The sequence below is a fragment of the Pradoshia eiseniae genome, assembly GCF_002946355.1.
Classification (GTDB): Bacteria; Bacillota; Bacilli; order Bacillales; family Pradoshiaceae; genus Pradoshia; species Pradoshia eiseniae.
In genome coordinates, this window is sequence record NZ_PKOZ01000035.1 from 1 (window position 1) to 3016 (window position 3016).

Here is a 3016-nt window from a genome sequence, read left to right on the forward strand (position 1 = left end):
TTGGTTAAGTCCTCGAACGATTAGTATCCGTCAGCTCCATGTGTCACCACACTTCCACCTCGGACCTATCTACCTGATCATCTTTCAGGGTTCTTACTAGCTTGCGCTATGGGAAATCTCATCTCGAGGGGGGCTTCATGCTTAGATGCTTTCAGCACTTATCCCGTCCGCACGTAGCTACCCAGCTATGCTCCTGGCGGAACAACTGGTACACCAGCGGTGCGTCCATCCCGGTCCTCTCGTACTAAGGACAGCTCCTCTCAAATTTCCTGCGCCCACGACGGATAGGGACCGAACTGTCTCACGACGTTCTGAACCCAGCTCGCGTACCGCTTTAATGGGCGAACAGCCCAACCCTTGGGACCGACTACAGCCCCAGGATGCGATGAGCCGACATCGAGGTGCCAAACCTCCCCGTCGATGTGGACTCTTGGGGGAGATAAGCCTGTTATCCCCGGGGTAGCTTTTATCCGTTGAGCGATGGCCCTTCCATGCGGAACCACCGGATCACTAAGCCCGACTTTCGTCCCTGCTCGACTTGTAGGTCTCGCAGTCAAGCTCCCTTGTGCCTTTACACTCTGCGAATGATTTCCAACCATTCTGAGGGAACCTTTGGGCGCCTCCGTTACTCTTTAGGAGGCGACCGCCCCAGTCAAACTGCCCACCTGACACTGTCTCCCACCCCGGTTCAGGGGTGCGGGTTAGAAGTTCAATACAGCCAGGGTAGTATCCCACCGACGCCTCCACCGAAGCTGGCGCTCCGGCTTCAAAGGCTCCTACCTATCCTGTACAAGCTGTACCAAAATTCAATATCAGGCTGCAGTAAAGCTCCACGGGGTCTTTCCGTCCTGTCGCGGGTAACCTGCATCTTCACAGGTACTATAATTTCACCGAGTCTCTCGTTGAGACAGTGCCCAGATCGTTACGCCTTTCGTGCGGGTCGGAACTTACCCGACAAGGAATTTCGCTACCTTAGGACCGTTATAGTTACGGCCGCCGTTTACTGGGGCTTCAATTCGCACCTTCGCTTGCGCTAAGCGCTCCTCTTAACCTTCCAGCACCGGGCAGGCGTCAGCCCCTATACTTCGCCTTGCGGCTTCGCAGAGACCTGTGTTTTTGCTAAACAGTCGCCTGGGCCTTTTCACTGCGGCTCACCTGGGCTTTGACACCCTGGTGAGCACCCCTTCTCCCGAAGTTACGGGGTCATTTTGCCGAGTTCCTTAACGAGAGTTCTCTCGATCACCTTAGGATTCTCTCCTCGCCTACCTGTGTCGGTTTGCGGTACAGGCACCTTCTTCCTCGCTAGAGGCTTTTCTTGGCAGTGTGGAATCAGGAACTTCGGTACTCTAGTTCCCTCGCCATCACAGCTCAGCCTTGTGTGATGAGCGGATTTGCCTACTCATCGGCCTAACTGCTTGGACGCGCATATCCAACAGCGCGCTTACCCTATCCTACTGCGTCCCCCCATCACTCAAATGGAAGAGAGGTGGTACAGGAATATCAACCTGTTGTCCATCGCCTACGCCTTTCGGCCTCGGCTTAGGTCCTGACTAACCCTGAGCGGACGAGCCTTCCTCAGGAAACCTTAGGCATTCGGTGGAAGGGATTCTCACCCTTCTTTCGCTACTCATACCGGCATTCTCACTTCTAAGCGCTCCACATGTCCTTCCGGTCATGCTTCACAGCCCTTAGAACGCTCTCCTACCACGCATACCATACGGTATGCATCCGCAGCTTCGGTGATACGTTTAGCCCCGGTACATTTTCGGCGCAGAGTCACTCGACCAGTGAGCTATTACGCACTCTTTAAATGGTGGCTGCTTCTAAGCCAACATCCTGGTTGTCTGGGCAACTCCACATCCTTTTCCACTTAACGTATACTTTGGGACCTTAGCTGGCGGTCTGGGCTGTTTCCCTTTTGACTACGGATCTTATCACTCGCAGTCTGACTCCCGAACATAAGTCTTTGGCATTCGGAGTTTGTCTGAATTCGGTAACCCGATGAGGGCCCCTAGTCCAAACAGTGCTCTACCTCCAAGACTCTCAGTTCGAGGCTAGCCCTAAAGCTATTTCGGAGAGAACCAGCTATCTCCAGGTTCGATTGGAATTTCTCCGCTACCCACACCTCATCCCCGCACTTTTCAACGTGCGTGGGTTCGGACCTCCATCCAGTGTTACCTGGACTTCATCCTGGACATGGGTAGATCACCTGGTTTCGGGTCTACGACCACATACTCATGCGCCCTATTCAGACTCGCTTTCGCTGCGGCTCCGTCTCTTCAACTTAACCTCGCATGGGATCGTAACTCGCCGGTTCATTCTACAAAAGGCACGCCATCACCCGTTAACGGGCTCTGACTACTTGTAGGCACACGGTTTCAGGATCTCTTTCACTCCCCTTCCGGGGTGCTTTTCACCTTTCCCTCACGGTACTGGTTCACTATCGGTCACTAGGGAGTATTTAGCCTTGGGAGATGGTCCTCCCGGATTCCGACGGAATTCCTCGTGTTCCGCCGTACTCAGGATCCACTCGGGAGGGAACGAAGTTTCGGTTACAGGGTTGTTACCTTCTCTGACGGACCTTTCCAGGTCGCTTCGCCTACCCCGTTCCTTTGTAACTCCACAATGAGTGTCCTACAACCCCAGAAGGCAAGCCTTCTGGTTTGGGCTGGTTCCGTTTCGCTCGCCGCTACTCAGGAAATCGCGTTTGCTTTCTCTTCCTCCGGGTACTTAGATGTTTCAGTTCCCCGGGTGTGCCTTCATACACCTATGAATTCAGTGTAAGATACTGCTCCATTACGAACAGTGGGTTTCCCCATTCGGAAATCTCCGGATCAAAGCTTACTTACAGCTCCCCGAAGCATATCGGTGTTAGTCCCGTCCTTCATCGGCTCCTAGTGCCAAGGCATCCACCGTGCGCCCTTATTAACTTAACCGTTAAAAAACTCTACTCGGTTTTTATACATTAATGACGCATTACTTTGCCTTACATTACATTATCCAGTTTTCAAAGAAC

The 3016-nt window shown here is 53.2% G+C and carries 1 rRNA gene; it reads right to left on the reverse strand.

Going from position 1 to position 3016, the window contains the following annotated elements:
- Window positions 1–2936 (reverse strand): 23S ribosomal RNA (locus CYL18_RS18870).
- Window positions 2937–3016 lie beyond the last annotated feature (80 nt).